The sequence below is a fragment of the Shewanella sp. M16 genome (genome assembly GCF_018224605.1).
Taxonomy (GTDB): domain Bacteria; phylum Pseudomonadota; class Gammaproteobacteria; order Enterobacterales; family Shewanellaceae; genus Shewanella; species Shewanella oncorhynchi.
In genome coordinates, this window is the sequence record NZ_JAGTUL010000015.1 from 42066 (window position 1) to 60646 (window position 18581).

General features: G+C 46.1%; 17 protein-coding genes. 7 read left to right on the plus strand and 10 right to left on the minus strand.

Features of this window, described 5'->3' with window-relative positions; translation table 11 throughout:
* Positions 1-394 precede the first annotated feature (394 nt).
* Positions 395-997 carry a response regulator transcription factor gene (locus KFE26_RS11735; protein WP_105251242.1) on the minus strand — a complete coding sequence of 201 codons (603 nt, stop codon included), beginning with the start codon at positions 995-997 and terminating at the stop codon, positions 395-397.
* A gap of 212 nt (positions 998-1209) precedes the next feature.
* On the opposite strand from KFE26_RS11735, the gene KFE26_RS11740 reads away from it, so the two are divergent.
* On the plus strand, positions 1210-3021 hold the full coding sequence (locus KFE26_RS11740; protein ID WP_212600500.1) for a PhnD/SsuA/transferrin family substrate-binding protein: 1812 nt from the start codon (positions 1210-1212) through the stop codon (positions 3019-3021).
* 7 nt (positions 3022-3028) lie between these two features.
* On the opposite strand, the gene KFE26_RS11745 is transcribed toward KFE26_RS11740, so the two are convergent.
* Positions 3029-3940 carry a LysR family transcriptional regulator gene (locus KFE26_RS11745; protein ID WP_212600501.1) on the minus strand — a complete coding sequence of 304 codons (912 nt, stop codon included), beginning with the start codon at positions 3938-3940 and terminating at the stop codon, positions 3029-3031.
* A 111-nt stretch (positions 3941-4051) separates the two neighbouring features.
* On the opposite strand from KFE26_RS11745, the gene KFE26_RS11750 reads away from it, so the two are divergent.
* The 4 genes from KFE26_RS11750 to KFE26_RS11760 are packed head-to-tail and all read left to right on the plus strand — an operon-like array spanning position 4052 to position 6814.
* Positions 4052-5188, plus strand: a complete 1137-nt coding sequence (locus KFE26_RS11750; RefSeq protein ID WP_212600502.1) for an alkene reductase — start codon at positions 4052-4054, stop codon at positions 5186-5188.
* Positions 5188-5367, plus strand: coding sequence for a hypothetical protein (locus KFE26_RS24405; protein ID WP_249195694.1), 180 nt, complete (start codon positions 5188-5190; stop codon positions 5365-5367). The genes KFE26_RS11750 and KFE26_RS24405 overlap by 1 nt, the downstream gene beginning before the upstream one ends.
* Before the next feature lie 17 nt (positions 5368-5384).
* Complete coding sequence (locus KFE26_RS11755) at positions 5385-5825, plus strand: ester cyclase (RefSeq protein WP_249195695.1); 441 nt, start codon at positions 5385-5387, stop codon at positions 5823-5825.
* On the plus strand, positions 5822-6814 hold the full coding sequence (locus tag KFE26_RS11760) for a polysaccharide deacetylase family protein (protein ID WP_198573045.1): 993 nt from the start codon (positions 5822-5824) through the stop codon (positions 6812-6814). Before KFE26_RS11755 ends, KFE26_RS11760 begins: the two co-directional genes overlap by 4 nt.
* A 104-nt stretch (positions 6815-6918) precedes the next feature.
* On the opposite strand, the gene KFE26_RS11765 is transcribed toward KFE26_RS11760, so the two are convergent.
* From KFE26_RS11765 to KFE26_RS11785, 5 genes are all read right to left on the minus strand, one after another.
* Positions 6919-8079 (minus strand): putative sulfate/molybdate transporter, encoded by a 1161-nt coding sequence (locus KFE26_RS11765; protein WP_212600503.1) that lies wholly within the window; start codon positions 8077-8079, stop codon positions 6919-6921.
* A gap of 314 nt (positions 8080-8393) precedes the next feature.
* Positions 8394-9782, minus strand: a complete 1389-nt coding sequence (locus tag KFE26_RS11770) for a tetrathionate reductase family octaheme c-type cytochrome (protein WP_212600504.1) — start codon at positions 9780-9782, stop codon at positions 8394-8396.
* 55 nt (positions 9783-9837) lie between these two features.
* A complete protein-coding gene (locus KFE26_RS11775) occupies positions 9838-11562 on the minus strand; it encodes a DUF3373 domain-containing protein (protein ID WP_212600505.1) in 1725 nt (574 codons plus the stop codon).
* 191 nt (positions 11563-11753) lie between these two features.
* Entirely contained in the window at positions 11754-12083 is a 330-nt protein-coding gene (locus KFE26_RS11780) for a cytochrome c (RefSeq protein WP_105251249.1), read from the minus strand.
* 482 nt (positions 12084-12565) lie between these two features.
* Entirely contained in the window at positions 12566-13297 is a 732-nt protein-coding gene (locus KFE26_RS11785) for an SDR family oxidoreductase (protein WP_212600506.1), read from the minus strand.
* A 191-nt stretch (positions 13298-13488) separates the two neighbouring features.
* On the opposite strand from KFE26_RS11785, the gene KFE26_RS11790 reads away from it, so the two are divergent.
* On the plus strand, positions 13489-14328 hold the full coding sequence (locus KFE26_RS11790) for a LysR family transcriptional regulator (protein WP_212600507.1): 840 nt from the start codon (positions 13489-13491) through the stop codon (positions 14326-14328).
* Between the two features lie 33 nt (positions 14329-14361).
* Here the strand turns inward: KFE26_RS11790 and KFE26_RS11795 are convergent, their stop codons facing one another.
* The 3 genes from KFE26_RS11795 to KFE26_RS11805 all read right to left on the minus strand — a co-directional run bounded on the left by KFE26_RS11795 (position 14362) and on the right by KFE26_RS11805 (position 17863).
* Positions 14362-15138 carry an ABC transporter substrate-binding protein gene (locus KFE26_RS11795; RefSeq protein WP_212600508.1) on the minus strand — a complete coding sequence of 259 codons (777 nt, stop codon included), beginning with the start codon at positions 15136-15138 and terminating at the stop codon, positions 14362-14364.
* A gap of 231 nt (positions 15139-15369) precedes the next feature.
* The gene (locus KFE26_RS11800) at positions 15370-16908 is read right to left on the minus strand and encodes a tetratricopeptide repeat protein (protein ID WP_212600509.1); all 1539 of its coding nucleotides are present in this window, start codon (positions 16906-16908) and stop codon (positions 15370-15372) included.
* A gap of 118 nt (positions 16909-17026) precedes the next feature.
* A complete protein-coding gene (locus KFE26_RS11805; RefSeq protein WP_131523458.1) occupies positions 17027-17863 on the minus strand; it encodes a mechanosensitive ion channel family protein in 837 nt (278 codons plus the stop codon).
* Positions 17864-18032: 169 nt separating this feature from the next.
* Between KFE26_RS11805 and KFE26_RS11810 the strand changes: the two genes are divergently transcribed.
* Entirely contained in the window at positions 18033-18512 is a 480-nt protein-coding gene (locus KFE26_RS11810; protein ID WP_105251255.1) for a hypothetical protein, read from the plus strand.
* The last annotated feature ends 69 nt before the right edge of the window (positions 18513-18581 follow it).

An 18581-nucleotide genomic window follows, 5' to 3' on the forward strand; every position in this document is an offset into this window, starting at 1 on the left:
ATTTGAGACGGTTGGAAAGTATATAACTGCTTTGCAGACGGAACTAGAATTGGATCGTTACATTTCCACTTTAGTTGTTATCTTGGAGGAAGGCATTCGCAGATGGAAGCAAAAAAATCCCCGAGGGTATAGTTACCCTCGGGTGGAGGTTCAAAAAGCAGTGGATTTCTTGAGCGCCTGCGGGGCACAAAGGAAGGAACCTATGGTGTGATTGTGCGGGCTGATACGATATTTAACAAAGCCAAATGCGCAAACTGCGACAGCTTGTCGCAGGCTGGATGAAAACTGTGTAGTTACGGTATCTTGAATGGGCGGGGTAAAAAGGGTTTAACGGTTAAATCCTTATGCGTGGCGAGAAGGCTTAACGATTGTTTAGTGACCACGGGTGATTGACTTATAAGACAGAATTCAGATTGCCTAAGTGCTGCACTAGCTCTGCCATATTGTTCACTTCGAGCTTTTTCATGATTTTTGCGCGGTGTACTTCAATCGTGCGCAGGGATAAAAACATCGCCTCCGATATTTGCTTGTTAGTCATGCCTTGGATCACATGGGCTAACACTTGCTGTTCGCGCTCGGTCAGTTGGTCAAACTTATGCTGCAGACTTTGCTGCTCGAAGGCAGCTTGGCTTTCACGCTGTGCCTTTTCAATCGCTTGTACTAATGCCTTACCCGATACGGGTTTTTGAAAAAAATCGCAGGCTCCCTTACGAAAGGCGCTTAACGCCATAGGTAAATCGCCGTGGCCAGTGAGAAATATCACGCCTAGCGGGCTGTGGGTTTCCAGTAATTTTTGCTGCACTTCTTGGCCGGTGATTTCCGGCATTCGGCTATCTAAAATCACGCAGCCCGCCTGTGATAATGCACAGTGCTCAAGGAAGTCGCGGCCGCTGTTGAAGGTTTGCACTTGATAGCCAAATTGTCCGAGCATAAAGCCCAGTGAATCCAGAATCGCTTCATCGTCATCGACTAGATAGAGTGGCAATTTTATCGACATTGTGTTCCTTGTGGGGCGGTAAGCATGCTATCAGCTTAAGCTGGGTGCAGAGTGGGCTCAATTTTAAGCCTAGGTCTTGGGAGATACATCACTAAATTAGCCGATTCCCTCTGGGCATAAACCAGAGTTTGGCGGCATTTCACAGCTTGATTTTTATCTGCGAGCTAAAGTCGTTCCATGACAATGGCATATAAGAGTGGGTAATAGAGGCGATGACGATTGACTCTTGGTGTAAAGCGATATTGATGGGATTCTTGCTGAGTATCATTGGGCTTAATCCGTCCTATGCCAACGAAGCGACAGAAGTGAATCATTTTAGAGTCGGAGTGCTGGCAAATCATGGCGTGTTACAGGCCAAGCAGCGTTGGCAACCTATGATGGATTACCTCAGTGAGCAAGTGCCTAATAGTCATTTTGAAGTCGTGCCTGTGGATTTTAATGGCATGCGTAGTCAGTTACTTGAGCATGATTTGCAGTTTATCGTCACGAACCCTGGGCAATATCTGCATCTAAGTAACAATTTCCCGTTGTCTTGGCTTGCGACAATGAAGAGCCGTAAGCATCAAGGCAGCACTTTTACCATAGGCGCGACCATTATTGTCCGCGCCGACAGCCCTATCCGCACCTTGCAGGATTTGCGCGGGCGCAATGTGGTTGCCAGTGATCCGCAGGCTTTGGGGGGGTATCAAGCGGCCATGGGGTTACTGCATAAAATGGGTTTTTTACCCGAACAGTTTTTTGGGCAAGTGCGCTTCCTCGGTTTCCCGTTAGAACCGCTTATCTATCAAGTCAGAGATGGCAGTGCCGACGCCGCAATAGCGCCTTTTTGTACCTTAGAGGAAATGATCGCAACGGGTCTTGTTAATCAGGGCGATTATCGGGTTATCCATCCTGCAACGCCTGCAGGATATGATTGCGAGGTGAGCACTCAGTTATACCCAAACTGGTCATTCGCTGCGGCGGATACGGTTTCTCCTAAGCTGACGATGGCGATTACCCGCGCCTTATTCGATTTACCCGCCGATCATATTGCAGCTATTACCGCCGATACTTTGGGCTGGACTGCGCCCGTGAGCCAGTTAAAAGTGATTGAGTTATTTAAAGAATTACAACTACAGGGAGCATCTCCACCACTTTATCAAACCGTATACAAATGGATGGCAAAAAATAAAGAATGGGGTGGCGCACTGTTGTTTATTTTTATTATTTCCACCATTTATCACCTGTGGCTTGAATATAAGTTTCGCCAGAAAAGTGAGTTTTTAGTTAGCACTGAGCGCCAATTAAAGGACAAGGCACTGCAGCTTGAGCGACTGCAAAGTGCGGCGATTCTTGGGGAAATAGGTGCCGGACTTGCCCATGAACTCAATCAACCCATAGCCGCCATTACTCAATACAGCGAAGGTGCCATGCTGCAACTGGAAAGGCTTGGGCAAGATAATCCGGAACTCTATGATGTACTAGGTAAAATTAATGCGCAGTCGATTCGCGCCGGAACGGTTGTGCATCGTATTCGCGGTTTACTCAAGCGGCGTCAGGCCAAGACCGAACCTTTAGATATAGTGCCAGTGGTGAAAGAAGCTTTAGCTCTGTTGCGGCGCGAGCTAGACCGAGCGAATGTGCAAGTGAATGTGCGAGTGCAGGGTGAGCCCTTTGAACTGATGGGCGATAGCGTTGGTTTAAGTCAAATGTGGGTCAATTTAGTAAAAAATAGCTTAGATGCGTTAGAAACCTGCGGCGATAATCGTGTGCGTCAATTATGGATCGATATCTATTATCATCCAAATGAAATCAAAGTGTTAGTTATTGATAATGGCGAAGGGCTACAGGGGCAGGCGAGTGAGTTGATGGCATCTTTTGCCTCAACCAAAGATGCGGGATTAGGGCTTGGCTTAGCCATCTGTAAGGATGTGGTCACCCGCCATCACGGCAGCATTCAAATCGAAAACTGTCAGCAATCCACGCAAGCTTTACTGCCTTGGCAACAGGGCTGTGTGGTGACAGTCGTACTTCCCAAGGAATAAATTACCATTAGGGCAGTGGATAGCTTTGGGAGAACTGGCTGAGCTTTTCTACTAAAAACTCTATAGTGCGACGGACCTTATGGCTGGGATAATCGGTTTGTAGGTATACCAATTGCAGTGGGATCGGCGGGGCTATTTTATCGGCTAGCACTAAGTGGAGTCTGCCTTCGGTCACATCTTGCGCCACATCGAGCCAACTCTTATAGGCAATTCCACGACCTGAGAGTGCCCAGTCGCGGATCACTGCGCCATCGTTACAGAAACGTTGGCCCCTGACTTCGATTTCAACAGGCGCGCCGTTATGACTTAACTTCCATTTCTGCCATGGCTCACCGCCGCGATTTAAGATCAGTACTGCGTGTTGGCTAAGTTCATTTAGCGTGCTTGGTGTGCCGTGTTGTGCCAGATAAGCGGGTGAGGCGACCAGTACCCTTGGGGTCATGGCGAGCTGACGCCTTTTAAGGTTTGAGTCGTCAAGTTGACCATAGCGCAAAGCCAAATGGATATTTTGGTCGATTAAGTCTGTCATATGATCGCCAAAATACAGCTGCACTGTCAGTTCTGGGGCGCTGTCCATCAATTCATCGAGCCAAGCACGGATCTGGCTGCGACCAATATCCGAAGGTAACGCGAGGCGTACTTCGCCCTTAAGTTCACCCCTGTGTTCGGCTAAATTGGCGCTGGCGGTTTCGAGAATCGCCAGTGCGGGTTTCGCCGAATCGAGAAAGATCCGCCCTTCTTCTGTGAGCTGTAAGCGCCGCGTCGAGCGAGCAAATAGCTGACATCCTAGCTTTTTCTCTAATCTTTGCAGCGCGGCACTTGCCGCTGCCGGCGTCATGCCTATTTCTTTACTGGCTGCCGAGAGACTTTCTAAGGCTGCGATACGCAGCGCTAATTGCAGATCGTTTAAATGATACATATCAAATTATTTTTGAAAATGATTTTAATAATAGCCTGATTATCAATATAGATTAACTAATGCACAATTGCACCACTGATGTTTCATCTTAATTTCTGGTTCGGAGTGTGTATGAGTCTATTCATGTCTTACAAATTAGCGTCACTGGCATTAAACAATCGCATCGTGATGGCCCCTATGACTCGGGCGCGTACTACGCAGCCAGGTAATATTCCTAATGATCTGATGGCGCAATATTATGCCCAGCGCGCCTCGGCGGGGTTAATCATCACAGAAGCGACACAAATCTCCGATGACAGCCAAGGTTATTCATTTACGCCGGGCGTGTATACCGCTGAGCAAATTGAGGGCTGGAAAAAAGTCACAGCGGCAGTGCATCAGGCTGGTGGTAAAATCTTTAATCAAATTTGGCATGTTGGCCGTGTATCGCACCCGATTTTTCAGCAGGGTAATGCCCCGATTGCGCCATCAGCTATTGCGCCCGTTGGCACTAAAGTATGGATTGTGGATGAAGCGCATCCTGAAGGGCAAATGGTGGATTGCCCAGAACCTAGGGCTATGGTGCAAGCGGATATCGACCGTGTTGTGGCCGATTTTGCACAGGCGGGTGTGAATGCGGTTGCGGCGGGTTTTGATGGCATCGAAATTCACGGCGGCAATGGTTATCTGATTGACCAGTTTTTACGCACCAATTCAAACCACAGAACTGATGCCTACGGCGGTACTCAGGAAAATCGCATTCGTTTTTTACTCGAAATTGTCCAAGCCGTGAGTGCGAAAATTGGTGCCGATAAAGTCGGGGTTCGCCTCGCCCCTTACGTGACGTTTAAAGATATGGCGTGTCCTGAAATTGTAGACACTATTCTGTTAGCGGCTAAGCATTTATCGGCATTGGGCGTGGCATATTTACATCTTTCAGAGGCTGATTGGGATGATGCGCCGCAGGTGCCAGAGTCCTTTAGAGTCGAGCTGCGTAAAGTCTTTAAGGGCAGCATTATTGTTGCGGGTCGCTATGATGTGGCGCGTGCCAATGAAGTGATTGATAACGGTTATGCGGACTTAGTTGCCTTCGGTCGACCTTTTATTGCGAATCCTGATTTGCCTTACCGTTTAATGCATCAATTGCCTTTATCTGCATTCGACAAAGGGCCCTTGTTTGGCGGTAGTGCGGCGGGTTATACCGATTATCCTACACACAACGAAGCATTGAGAGCCGTCATCCGATCCGCTGACGATGAGGTGGCATAATGGATCGGGTTAACACTTTGTATGTTCAACGCTTACCCGCTTGGCTCAGTTTAAGTCTATGGTTTTCAGGCTTTATAGGTATCGCTATTGTGGGTTTTAGCTTAGCAAGTCTGAGCATGGATGCGTTAGCCGCTCAAGGGGCAACAACACAGGATAGTGTAAAGTGCGAGCGGCGTTAGTGCCAAAAGTGGCGGCAATGGAAACGATTTCTGATGAATCACCGCAGGCACAAGCTATCGCCCGCGCCGCTTTGTTATATGCCAGTTTTTGGCACACGGGCGATGCAAGTTTTGCCCACGGCGCATTGGCGACTGGTTTTATCGACCGTACTCTGCCCGCTGGCCGCGCACAGGGAATCACGGGTCCACTCGAAGCCTCAAAGGCATTTAGGGCAGCGGTCTCCGATCTCTCTGTTTCAGTTGAGCATTTGCTAGTCGTTGGCGATCGTGCAGTGGTACGTCTGCGTTTTAATGGCCGCTTCACTGGTGTCTTTGGTGAGCAAAAAGGCCAAGGGCAGAAAATCGATTTTCGTGCTGTTGACATGTATCGAGTACGGGATGGTTTCATCACAGATAACTGGCACCTCGAAGATTATCAAACGCTATTTTCTCAATTAGCTGCAGGGACTCAATCATGAATCAACGTCGACGATTTTTAATGGCAGGTGGCGCCATCGCTGCTGGGTTCGGCCTAAGCCAAACGGCGCTTGCTATTGGTTTACCATCATTAGATACCTTAGAAAATGACTCCAAAAGTTCAGGTGGCAATGGTATGAACAAAATATTTTGGCCAAGTGGTGAGCAGTTAGTGATTTCAATCTCAATGCAGTTTGAAGCAGGTGCTCAAGATAAAAATGCCGAAGGGCCGTTTCCGCCGATGGAAAAGGGCTATCCAGATACCATCACCCCGACTTGGTACGATTACGGTATGAACGAAGGCATTCCAAGGCTGCTGCGCTTGTGGCGTAAGCACAATATCAAGGTGACTTCTCACATGGTTGGGCGCGCCGCTGAACTACATCCTCAACTTGCCAAACAAGTTGCAGATGAGGGGCATGAGATTTCGGGCCACGGACAAACGTGGACGCCACAATACAGCATGTCGCCAGCAGAGGAACGCGCCTCCTATGTGGCGAGTATTGAGACGCTGCAAAGGATCACAGGTCAGCGCCCCTTAGGTTTTAATGCCTTTTGGATGCGCCACAGCACTCAAACCCTCAATATTTTGCAGGACTTAGGTTTTATTTATCATATCGATGACCTATCGCGGGACGAGCCTTCAATTATCCCTGTAGGAAATAAGCCCTTTGCGGTTGTGCCTTACACTTTACGGAACAATGATATCGGACGTTTTGGTGGCAACACTGCCATGACGGCCGCGGCCTTTTTGCAGGAACTAAAGGATGAGTTCGATATGCTCTATCAAGAAGGTTCGACGCAGCGACGGATGATGTCGATCAGTGTGCACGACCGTATTGGTGGCGCTCCTGGACTTGTGACCGCTTTAGATAAGTTTATTCAGTACGCTAAAGATCACACCAATGTAGGCTTTATGCGTAAAGATGCCATTGCTAAATGGGCGCTGGCGCAAAAGGACACACCGACCAATCCTGCAAGAACATTTTAGCCTGCTGTAGCTTTGTTGGAAGAGGTTTTAATGGTTAACAAAAAGCGCGTTGTTTAACGCGCTTTTTGTTTTTGGGAACCCTTATTACTGCGAGTCGGAAGCGATTAACGCATGGCCAACATGGCCCAAGTGCGACGACCTTGCTCCAGAATTATCCCCACGGCAAGTCCCGCAGCGGCGTTGATGGCGAGGCAAGTCACCGCGGTTGATAAAATCACAAAGATACAGAAGGGCTTACCATCGATTAAGCGTTTCGACCACGCCAGTTGCAGCCCCGCAGTGGTCAGTAAACTGCCGAGGATTGCCATAGGAATAAGGCTTAATAGCCAAGCGATATTAGTACCCCAGCACAGGGCTATCATTAAGCACGTACTGCCAAAAATTAACGGCGCCAGATAAGTGCGAGCACCAAAATGGTATTGCACCGCAAGTCCGCCCGCACCGTGGCACATTGCCGAGGCACCAAAGGGCGCGAGCAATAAGTTGGCAAGACCAGAGCTAATGGCGAAGTTTTTGGGCGTGAGTTTGGCGGCATCTTCAGGGAATTTCTCCTGTGCCATTACAGACGTGGCAATGACCGCATTGGTTAAAGTTAATGCCAGTTGTGGCAAAACCAACAAAAGGGCGGCAGAGGTCCATTCAACTGATGTCGGCCACGCTAATTGAAATGGCGCTGTCATTGCTTGAATATCAAAGTTAGTGGCTAAATTAGTTTGTGTACTTGCTTGCCAAATCATCCCCGCTGCTATGACTAAGGGCATGGCAAGGTAGCGCAGCGGCAAAAATTTACTGATAAATAACAGTACAAATGCCCCCACGCCAACCAGCCAAAATTCACTCATCATCTTAGTGCCCATCCACATCAGTTGCAGACCTATGGCGAGTTGAATGCCAACACTCACAGCTTGGGATAACTGTTTGGCTAACCAAGTGATAGCGCCGCTAAAGGCGAGAATTAACAGGATAATGCCCATTAACATGGCGCTTGCCTGCAACATGCCTGGGGTTAAGCCCTGAGCAATCACCAGTGCAGCGATGACTTTCATCGGTTGTACCGGAATCGGGCGACGGTAAAACAGCGCGCTGAGAATAGCGAATAGACCAAACCCCAAAAATATCCCTTGGGGCGAAAATTGATTGAGGGCAATTAGCCCTAGCACTAAAGGTAAAAAAGTGCCTAAGTCGGCAAAAGCGCCACTGGTTTCACCGAGTAAACGGTTGAATGAAGGATTGGATACTGTTTGGGAAATTTTGCCCGAGGTCATACTGATTGCCGTAATTGAACACGCTATGACTACGCAAAATAAATGCCATAAAAATCAGATGATTTGGGGGGTAAACAGAGTCAAACTACCGTATTGAGTCACTCAATGAGACAAACTGGGGCAAGGTCGAAGAATGGCTGAGTCTAATTGTCTTTTTGAGTGAGAGTAACAAGATAATAAAAAGAGAGATCTTAGTGAACACTAAGATCTCAAAGAGTATTACTGGGAACTCGATTTGGTTCATCAGCTGTGTTCACTTCGATGTCTTACTAAAAGTAAGATATCTGTGATGCTCAAATCAGTGAACGATTCAATCAAGGCTGTTTGTGTTTTGGCCCTTGTTTATTTTTCATCGGGTCACCTTGATAACCTAGGGCTTGCCAATCGAGTCTTGTGCCTTTGTTATGGCAGTCGTTACAATTTAATGCTTGCTCCTTTGGTGACACCATATGGTTTATCCGCCACCACATTTCAGTGGCTGCAAAGTCATATTCACCACTGTATTTGATGCCTTTCTCAAGCATAGTCGTGTTCGCTTCCATTCCTAGTTTTGCCGCTAAGTTCCAATCAAACTCGCTCCAGAATCCCCCATTGCCATAGGTTTTCGGTGTGATAAAAATATTGAGTTTTTTATCGTAAATCTGTTTACCCGTGTGCACCTTGAAAGGATAGATTTTTGCTTTGGCATCATTTATATCCCCAATGGGATAGGTCAATTTAGTGACTGTACTCGGATCCATTTTATCTCCTGCCATATAAGCATTGGCTGTGCCGTTGTACCAAGCGTATTGGGGTTTGACCATTTTTTCCCAAACAAAATCTCCTTTTTTCTTTTGGTAGGTATGCTTACCGTATTGGTCGAGTGCTTCTTTTTTATCATCTCCAGCCGTTGACCAGTCCCAGCGCATTTTTGTCGGTTCGTTTTTAGCAAAATACGGAATATGACAGGTTTGACAGGCAACTGCCGCTGTATGAGTATTGAGTTTTTTGTTCGCGTGCGGTGCTGATTCATGGCAGTTTTCACAGCCAATATGGTCTACACCACCGGGTGAAACCCCCATAGCATTACCTGAGATCATGTGTTTCTCAGTGGTGTGGCAGTTCTGACATTGAAAGTCATTACCGTCGCTATCCATATGCACATCCGTCGCTTTGTCTGGATAAGACATGGATGAGTCTAAGTCCCCATGTTTTACCGCGTCACCACCGCCACCATAGAAGTGGCAACTACCGCAGTTATCCCGTACAGGTTCGCCAACGTTTTGAGCTATTTTAGTCAGATCGAGTTTTGCCATAGGTTCACCTGCGCCAGCGGGATCTTTAACATAAGTTCCTGTAGTGTCGTGACAAACTAGGCAGTCGACTTTGGTTTTATCTTTAAAGTCAAAGTTACTGTCTTTCCAACCATAACCCGCGTGACAACTGGTACAGCGGGGTTCATTGCTGGAAATGGCAACGCAGAAGTTATTAATGCTGTTTTTCTTACCTCTTACGACTGTCCTATCGGGAAGTTTTTGTTCTAACTCCCAAGTCCAATGGGAGGTTTTCATCACGTCAGTCGCTTGATTTTCATGGCAGACTAAACATTGTGTGGTCACCTGTGAGCCTGTGGTAAACGGGCCTTTAAGTGCCTCTTTATGGGGATTAGCGGCGTAGGCATTTAATGTCATGCCCGCTAAGGCAATGAGGATGAGCTTATTCATTTTGTACTCCCGCCCTCGATGTAACCGAGGGCTGATAGCTGTTATCAATGACGGATTAGAAGTTGATGGTGAGTGAGGCGTTGACATCAAACGCGGTATCAACCACTGGCAACATGGAATAAGCAGAGCCAGCTAGCACATCGTCGATTTTTTGTGGAGCACCCACAGGTGTACCGCTGCCTGTGTACTCGTAGTCGTAATAGAGGCCAGCAAGTTTGATAAACATTTTGGGGTTAATATCAAAGATGTAATAGGCTTCTGCTACATGTCCTCGGGTAGCTAATTTACTACCAATAGGGTCATCCTGTGCCTGGGTAAAAGGCGTCCAATATTCGGAGCCGTAGTTATATTCCAGACCCAATTTGCCGTAGGGAGCAGGAATTTGTACGCCGACATAAATACCATAACCGTCTTTGGCTTCGGTATCGTCACTGGTTTTTGGCACCATAATAATCTCAGTACCAGTGCTGTTTAGCTCGGCTTCAAATATGGCATCGGATAACATGCCGCCAAACATGCCCGCGTTACCGTTAGGCTCGGCGCGAGTCCAGCCGAATGATGTAAACCATTTGATATCGTTTGCTTCTTCGCGCGCAAAACCAATTCCTCCTAGATACATGTCGCCGATAACCCCGCTGGGTTGTACTCGGGTAACAAAGTTAAAGTTGTCGAACTTTTGCATATCTTGATACATGGTGGGGGCAAAAATCCCTGCCAGTTGGGTAGGGAAGGCCATGGTGCCTTTAAAGCCGTCGTTCACGTCTTTGGCGCCAAACAGGGTGAACTGGAGGAAGTTAGTGCCATCGTTGATCGCATCGATATTAAAGCCACCAAGGTGAGTATCCTTGGTGACAATATCACCAAACATTTCGCCATTTCCCCATTGTGATTCAAATCCTTGGCCGTAACAGAAACGGACGACTTGGCCTTCGATACCTGTGATTTCGCCTAGGTTGTAGCCTAAGGTGGCGCCATCGAAGTTGAAGTTAACTAAATGTCCTGAAGGTGTGCCGCCACGCATTTCATTCTCGCGGTAGTGACTGGGTGGACCATAGGTGGAAGGGCGACGACCTATGGAGAGATAAAACTCTGATCCATTAATGTTTTTCCAATCGAAATAGGCGCGTTCAACCCGCAGCCAGTCACCACTGGTATTGCCGCTACTGGTACCATCCATAGTGAAAGACCGCCAAGAATCAAATACTTGAACTCCGGTAGAATCACCCCAGTTTTTATACATACTGAGGCGGCCAGCAAAGCTGACGTTATCCCATACCTTAGCTTTCAGATTTAACCGCAGGCGAGTGGTGTAAAAAATATCGTTATCTATGTCCTGTACACTTTTGGGCGCGAGCACATAGGGCATCACGCCCTGTAACATGCCATTTTGGAAGGCTGCAGCAAGGTCTGGATTAGCTTGCATCATTTTCCCTAGTGGGGAGTTGAGATCGTTGGGCATACCGAAAGCGCCGGACATGGCTTTGGCACCAAAGTCGTTGAAATTGACTTTGATGGCAGGATTCCAGACAACATCGCGGTAATGTAGTGAATGAGCTTTAGTGCGGAAATCACCTGTAATTTCAAGGCGGTCTAACGATGTGTGCCGCTCGGTTTTGTCGACGCGATTATTGAGATCATCCAATTGCTCGGTAATATCGGCAAGCTTCTGTTTTAACTCGGTAATTTTTTTATTTTCCTGTTGTACATCATTAGGTGTAGCAAAAGATTGGCCTGACATAAACAAGGCATTGGCAACGAGGATTGAGATAAGAGTACGCATAAGGTTTCTCCCAGAGTTGTTCTGTTGGCATGATTGCGCTAAGTGCATTTCGCCAAATTTACCCAATAGGAGTCCCTGAGGTGTGTTCCCCATTTTTCTCGAATTGGGTTTTTAATTTTTAATTCAATGTGTTAGTGAGCAGTTGCAGGGGAGCTCTCTACCATTGTCTTAGGCCATAACGTTGGCAGAGATCAACCGCAGGTTTGGGGTTGGTCCGAGTCGGCGGCGTGGTCATACAAAAATTGCTGTATATCCTTGAGGTCTTGCTCCGAGAGGCCATTGAATACCTCTGGTTTGAATTTGTGCTTATCTTTATCAAAGAAGCGATCCCACTGGCTCATCGTTTTGGCCATTGGCGTGAGTTCACCACCTTCACCGCCTTGGCTATGGCAGGCTTTGCATTCTTTTTTGTACAAATGTTTACCTTTCTTTGGATTACCTCCCTCTGCGGCATACGCATTAATACTCAAGCTGCCGATCACTGCCATGGCAATTGCTATCTTAGTTGACGTTTTCATCATCTCATTCCTTACTTTTCGTGATCATTTACATTTATTTGTTGGTTAAGTGTTTTTATTGATTCCACTTTGTAAATTAATTTATCAAATCCTACGGTGTGTAAATTTGAGGTATATCACTTTCATTAAAAAAATCTAATTGATAAAAAGTTCATTGATAAAAATCTAATTGATAATGTTGTAGAAGGGTGTGATTATTTTTTTTATTTTTTAAAAACAATGAACTAGTCAACGTGCTAAATTAGCGCTGATAACTTTGAGTTTCGAGTTTTGCGCCTAAAGCACAAAAAATGGACTGTGATTAAGCTAACACTTTGTAAAATATGCACTCACTAAAGTAGTGATGTTGAAACTTAGCAGCTGTTTGGCAGGCTTTATTGGGAAGTAAATAATGCCAGAGTTGACTCTGGCATTATTGATTTTGGGGATAGGTTTGGTTGTCTTTCGAAGCAAGATAACTTAGATAAAAGTAGACTCAGAACGGATTAAGGTTGCTGGCGCGTTGGTGCTAGAACGATTTCGCGTACGCACACATTTTGCGGTTGTTGCCATGCAAACAACGCAGCAGCGGCGACATTTTCAGGGGCGATAACGCCGCCCATTTCTTCTTTCCAGTCATGGTAACCCGCTTTAATGTCATCGCTGGTGGTATGGCTCAACAACTCGGTTTCTACTGCGCCAGGGGCGATAGTGATAAGGCGTACGTCATCCATGGCGACTTCTTCACGAATGTTTTCTGTTAAGGCGTGCACGGCAAATTTAGTAGCGCAGTAAGCGGCGTGGTTTGGAAAGGTTTTACGCCCCGCCACTGAGCTGACATTAATGATAGTGCCAGTTTTGCGAGCTTTCATGTCGGCTAATACCGCATGAATACCATTAAGCACGCCCATCACATTGATATTGAGCATGCGGCTCCATTCGTTGGGATCTTGCACATCGATTTGGCCCAGTAGCATGACTCCCGCGTTATTGATAAGACAGCCGACCGGGCCAAATTGTGCTTCTGCTTGGGTTATGGCTGTTTTAATAGCTGCGCCGTCGGTGACATCGACGCTGATAGAAAGGCTGTTTGGTAATTCAAGCGCTTGCATTGCTTCAACTCGGCGTGCCAGTAATAGCAGCGGGTGGCCTGCAGCGCTAAAGCTTTTGGCCATAGCGGCGCCAATACCCGATGAAGCGCCCGTGATGACAACCAGTGATTTAGTAACTTGATTCATTAGTATTTCCTATTAATTGGAGCCAATGTAAGCCGTAAACAAACTGTTGTTCGGCGTCTTGAACCTGTTAACCAGTATAGGCTGGGGATTTTCAGTCGAAAAATACTTATTCCAGCTGGATATGATAGGCTCAGCCTATGGCACTATTGTTGAAATTTGTGCTGAACTCGTCGGTTGTCGGAGAAGATTAAATGGTCGATTTGCGTTTGCTGCGTTTCTTTATCGCAATTTTTGAAGAGAACAATATTACCTCGGCGGCTAACCGTTGCTTTGTGAGCCAGCCTTCACTGTCTGCTGGGTTAAAGCAACTCGAAGAAGAGCTTGGTGGTCAGTTATTTGAGCGCAGCAAAAAAGGCGTTAAACCTTTGGACAGCGCGCACTATCTATACCCTTTGGCGGTTAAATTAGTCGAGGAGGCGAGTAAGTTACCAGGCTTGTTTATGGCGAAGGCAAGCCGGCAAAAGCTACGTTTGGCTGTGATGCCAGACTTAAGCCAGCGGCGTTTGGCAGGATTTTTACAACAGGTGAATCAAGCCATTGATAAGTTAGATCTTGAACTGGTGGACTATCAAAGCCCTGCAGATTGCCGTTTAAGCATCGACAGCTTACGCCATGAAGATGAAGTATTTTTTCCGCTGTGGGAGGAGGATTATGTGCTCTGCGTCCCCAAGGATCATACCCTCGCCCAAGTAGATAGCCTACGCCCCGAGCAGCTCAATGGCTTTGACTTTATTGAGTGCCCACCCTGTGAAGCCCATCAGCAAACGATAGGTTTATTGGCGTGCAGCAATATGTCGCTTAATTTGGTCGCTAAGGCCGAATCTAAGTCTCTTGTGATGTCGCTAGTGTTAGCCGGATTTGGCGTGAGTTTTTTACCCGATGGTTTGATTGAAGATGAGCCTAGGCTCAAGCAAGTGAAATTTGATGGTCCGAGAATGTTCCGTCGTATTGGTTTGTGTTATCCCTCCCATCAGGCAGTTGCGCCAACACTGGCGACCTTGTTACGGCATTTAGCCGCTCGATCGAATTAATTCCAAGTTAGTTTTGGGTTATCAGCATTCAGATTAGTGAGTTGCTAAGGGCGATTCAGTGAGATTAAGTGGAGGCTCGACGCCGTAGGATTTAAATAGTTGAGTAATTTCACCTGAGGTACGCATGTCGTCGACTATCTGGTGAACTTGCTTGGCATATTGATGCTGCGGCGACATGAGCGGAATACTGAAATAGCGGCCATTTTTGCTGATGTCGACGTATTCCATCTGCTTAAGCTGGGGATCTTTAGCAAAAAATTGCATTTCATGCTGTTCGGAGGTGATGGCTAAATCGATACGCTCAGCCTTCAACATATTGATTAACTGACCGTTATCATTAACAAAAGACACTTTTAGTTGGTTTTGATTGTCATTAAACTGCGGACAGTAAAAAGCGCCTCTAAGTGCGCCAATGATATGAGGTTTTAGTTCATCGAAATGTTTGACTTCAATTTGTCTATTCGCAAGGGCAAAGTAATAGACGTAGCGCTTGTCGTATCCCAGTAGCATAGGGTCTAGAAAATCGTTGCGCTCTGGTGTCATCGAATGGACAGGGATTAGGTCGACTTGTCCCATTTCTGCCACTTTAATTGTGCGTGCCCAAGGCACATTACTCCAATTTATCTTGTGACCTAGGCGGGCGATGACTTCATTGATGACAGCTGCACCTGGGCCTTTGCAATCACCATTTTCGACATAAATAACAGGATGCCTATCGCGGCAGTGTGCTTGCCAGACAACGGCAGAGGTTTCTGCCCTTGCTTGGGGCAGAAATAAGCATGAAATGACAATGATCAGTATCAGCCTCATACATCTTGCCTATTAAAATGGTCAGTTTTAATTTAGGGCTGGGCAGTTAACCTGACTATTTTTTATTTTTGAGTCGTTTAGCTGCGCAGGTTTGGTCAATAATTGATTGTAGTGCTTATACATCCACTGTGCTTTTTAAGTAATTATAAATTCACTCAATTTTGTAACCAAACGGTTTGGTCTGTTAAATCTGACCAAACCTTTTCTGGGGCTCATTCGCTGCTAGGAAACTTACCTATCCGACTCAAGATAGGGCGTTAATTGGGTTTCAATAGCCTCAATTTGAGTTTCGGCGTAGGCAAGTTCGGATTCGGTTAAACATGATTTTGCGGTGTTTTGATGGAGTCGTTGAGCGCTATTCATCCCGTATTTACCAAAATGACGTAGCAATAAACTAGACCAAATAAACATTTGTATAGGTTTATTTAATTGTTCTGCGCCGTAAATATTGACCAGTTCCCGCATAGCAATTTCATGACCTAGCTCTGCCGATTTGACGTACCAAGCTTCTGCCGCTTGTAGAGCCTCTTGAGTGGGTTTTTCATCACTTAAAAATGATTCAGCCTTATAGATATAAAAATATTGTTGTTGCTCAGCGGGGATTGGATGCTGATGCAAGAAACTGTCACGTAGACGCTCAGCCTCTCTTATCTCTAAGGTACCTAGTTGCTGACTGAATCTGGCTAATTCTTTTAGATGATCGGCTCTATTGCTCATGGCCGCGAGCAGGTAATACATTAACGCTTTAATTGGTTGGCGACTCACGCCTAAACCTTGCTCATAAATCTTGCCTAAGCCTAGCAGTGCGTCTTCATTCCACTTAAGTGCGAATTCTTCAAAGTCAATTTTAGCCTGTTGGTAATCACTTTCATTTTGTGGCGCTTTCAGTAAAAGATGAGCAAACTCAATCTTAGCGAAGTCATTACCTCTAGCGACAGATTGGCTTAACCAATGGCGCGCCTTGTCATAGTCGACAGCAAAATCTTCACCGTAGAGGAAACGTTTACCAAGATAATACTGGCGGAAATCATCGTCTGCGGCGCGCTCGCTAAGTAATGCCTCTGCACGCGCTAAATCTTTAGGTCCACCTTGGCCTGCAGCAAGCATATGCCCTAGATCATCTTTTGCTAATTCATCACCAGCGGCGGCGGATTTCTCAAAGTATTCCCGTGCTTTGGAATAGTCCGAAGTAACGCGTTCATCATGCCAGTAGAGTGTGGCTAAATGGTAATAGGCTCTTTGGTCTTCTTGTGAGGCGGCTTTTTCGAACCAGTAAATTGCTTGGCTAGCATCGGGATCGAGAAAGGGCTGGCTTAGATACAAGTAAGCAAGCTCATATTGAAACGCGGCTTGTCCCGCTTCGGCATTAGGTTTGAGTTGCTCTACCTGTGCGATTAACTCATCGGGTGTTTGCGACTCAGAAGAGAGCAAATTAGGTAGGGTGAGCATGGGTAAATATTGAGGCTCTATTTCCGCGGCTTTTTTATACCAATCGTTAGATGCTTTGGGATCGGCGGGGACTTGTGTGAATCGACCCGAATAAAGTTCGGCCATAGCAATGGCGGCAATGGCTAAGCCTTTATCGACTGCTTGCTGAATATAATCTAGGCCAGAGTTGACTTCGCCTTGGTTAATCAGTGTTAAGCCATGATTGAGTAGCGCAGTAGGATCTCCTGCGGCAAGTGCTTTAGCTTGCACTTGTTTTTTTTGATATTTAGCGAAAAAAATAAACAGTACAATAAAAGCAATAATTATGAGTATCAACAACATAGTAGTCCATCACTATCGATATTTGGGAGTATAGTAAACGTAAATTTGTACAAGAATGCAAGTTTCCCATGTGCGCTAGGCTGATCGACTAAGTCGATCAATCCCATGGGCATTAGCGTTATTTATCTTGCAGATGGATCTCTCTAATGGGGCAGGCAATCTCGATTCCTGCCTGCTTAAGGGCGTTATAAAGAGCGAGGTTCACCTTATATTTATGTTGAAAATAGCTTTGTGTGGGCACCCAGTAACGAACCCCCATTTCAATTCCATTAGCATTAAAACCATTGATGCCAATATTAGGAGTGGTCTCTTGATAAACATAGGGATTATTGCTCAATAACTCAGTAATCACACTAATGGCTCGTTCGGGATCTGTGTTGTAACTGAGATTGAACTGGGTTTCGACTAGCTTATTGCTGAAGGAGTTGTGCAGGATTTCGCCGACGATATGCTTATTAGGAATGCTGATTTGCTCACCTTCCTCATTGGTCAGTATGGTCATGCCTAAGTGGATACGTTTAACAACGCCGCTTTCCCCTTTAATTTCAATAGTATTGCCTACTACAAAAGGGCGGGTGACTATAATAGTCACGCCTGCGGCATAGTTCGCTAGCATACCTTGTAAGGCTAAACCTGCGCCGAGGGAGGCGGCACCAATTGCCGCAACCATAGGGGTAATACTGATGCCGATTTTGCCGAGGGCGATAATCCCGACCATGACGATGATCAGAATGCGGATAAGATTGCTGACAAAATTGCTTAGGGTGATATCGATATTGTGTTTGTCGAATTGCTTAGCGACTAAGCGTGACACTTTACTGGCTACCCATAAACCTAACAAAAAGATCAGTAAAGCACCTACGAGTTGAAAGCTGTAGGTGACTAAAAATTCTGTGATGAGTTGATAAACGCCTTGTAGTTGCTGCAATTCTTGATCGAGTCCAGGTGTTATCATTATGATATCCTTGTAATAAAGTTAACTGTGCGATTCTAGCGTAGAAATTTCACCAAATACTTTTCGCCCTTCATGTGTGAAGCGTATCATGTAATCGTGGTTGGTTTAATGAGTCGATAGGGGGAGTCAGGTATGCTGTTCGCCTATCCAATAATGGAGTCGAGTGTTTATGAAAACGCTGTTGTTATGTTTGTCTTGTCTGTTAACCCCAATCTGGGCGTATGCTGCGAGTTATGTTGCCGGAGATGCGATTAATCCCATTTCACTTCTCGACCAAAATGATAAAACCATTAATGTGACTGATGAGACTCAAGTGCTGCTCTTTAGTCGCAGCATGAAAGGCGGTGATGTGATAAAGGATGCACTTACGCCCTTGAGCGCGACTCAAATGCCAACGGGTTTAGTTTATGTTGCCGATATCAGTGGTATGCCTTCTTTGATCGCTAAATTTGTGGCTGTGCCACAGATGCAAGATTTACCTTTTGCGATTGGGTTAGATAGGGATGGTGAGATCAGTCGTTTATTACCTGATAACAAAGATATGGCCACTATGATATTGCTCAAGCAGCGTAACATTTTGGACATTGCCTATTTTGATTCCAGTGAAGCCTTGAACCAAGCTCTCGCAAAACTCAATCAGCCGCAGTAACGACTCGATTTAACGGACGTATTTTAAGGCATCCATTAGTCTTCTTTTCGCTGTGTGATTGTTACTTCA

What these genes read in the sequence shown, in the direction of transcription:
- KFE26_RS11735 (WP_105251242.1), bottom strand. Translation starts at nt 997, where the DNA reads ATGTCGATAAAATTGCCACTCTATCTAGTCGATGACGATGAAGCGATT.
- KFE26_RS11740 (WP_212600500.1), top strand. Translation starts at nt 1,210, where the DNA reads ATGACGATTGACTCTTGGTGTAAAGCGATATTGATGGGATTCTTGCTG.
- KFE26_RS11745 (WP_212600501.1), bottom strand. Translation starts at nt 3,940, where the DNA reads ATGTATCATTTAAACGATCTGCAATTAGCGCTGCGTATCGCAGCCTTA.
- KFE26_RS11750 (WP_212600502.1), top strand. Translation starts at nt 4,052, where the DNA reads ATGAGTCTATTCATGTCTTACAAATTAGCGTCACTGGCATTAAACAAT.
- KFE26_RS24405 (WP_249195694.1), top strand. Translation starts at nt 5,188, where the DNA reads ATGGATCGGGTTAACACTTTGTATGTTCAACGCTTACCCGCTTGGCTC.
- KFE26_RS11755 (WP_249195695.1), top strand. Translation starts at nt 5,385, where the DNA reads ATGGAAACGATTTCTGATGAATCACCGCAGGCACAAGCTATCGCCCGC.
- KFE26_RS11760 (WP_198573045.1), top strand. Translation starts at nt 5,822, where the DNA reads ATGAATCAACGTCGACGATTTTTAATGGCAGGTGGCGCCATCGCTGCT.
- KFE26_RS11765 (WP_212600503.1), bottom strand. Translation starts at nt 8,079, where the DNA reads ATGACCTCGGGCAAAATTTCCCAAACAGTATCCAATCCTTCATTCAAC.
- KFE26_RS11770 (WP_212600504.1), bottom strand. Translation starts at nt 9,782, where the DNA reads ATGAATAAGCTCATCCTCATTGCCTTAGCGGGCATGACATTAAATGCC.
- KFE26_RS11775 (WP_212600505.1), bottom strand. Translation starts at nt 11,562, where the DNA reads ATGCGTACTCTTATCTCAATCCTCGTTGCCAATGCCTTGTTTATGTCA.
- KFE26_RS11780 (WP_105251249.1), bottom strand. Translation starts at nt 12,083, where the DNA reads ATGATGAAAACGTCAACTAAGATAGCAATTGCCATGGCAGTGATCGGC.
- KFE26_RS11785 (WP_212600506.1), bottom strand. Translation starts at nt 13,297, where the DNA reads ATGAATCAAGTTACTAAATCACTGGTTGTCATCACGGGCGCTTCATCG.
- KFE26_RS11790 (WP_212600507.1), top strand. Translation starts at nt 13,489, where the DNA reads ATGGTCGATTTGCGTTTGCTGCGTTTCTTTATCGCAATTTTTGAAGAG.
- KFE26_RS11795 (WP_212600508.1), bottom strand. Translation starts at nt 15,138, where the DNA reads ATGAGGCTGATACTGATCATTGTCATTTCATGCTTATTTCTGCCCCAA.
- KFE26_RS11800 (WP_212600509.1), bottom strand. Translation starts at nt 16,908, where the DNA reads ATGTTGTTGATACTCATAATTATTGCTTTTATTGTACTGTTTATTTTT.
- KFE26_RS11805 (WP_131523458.1), bottom strand. Translation starts at nt 17,863, where the DNA reads ATGATAACACCTGGACTCGATCAAGAATTGCAGCAACTACAAGGCGTT.
- KFE26_RS11810 (WP_105251255.1), top strand. Translation starts at nt 18,033, where the DNA reads ATGAAAACGCTGTTGTTATGTTTGTCTTGTCTGTTAACCCCAATCTGG.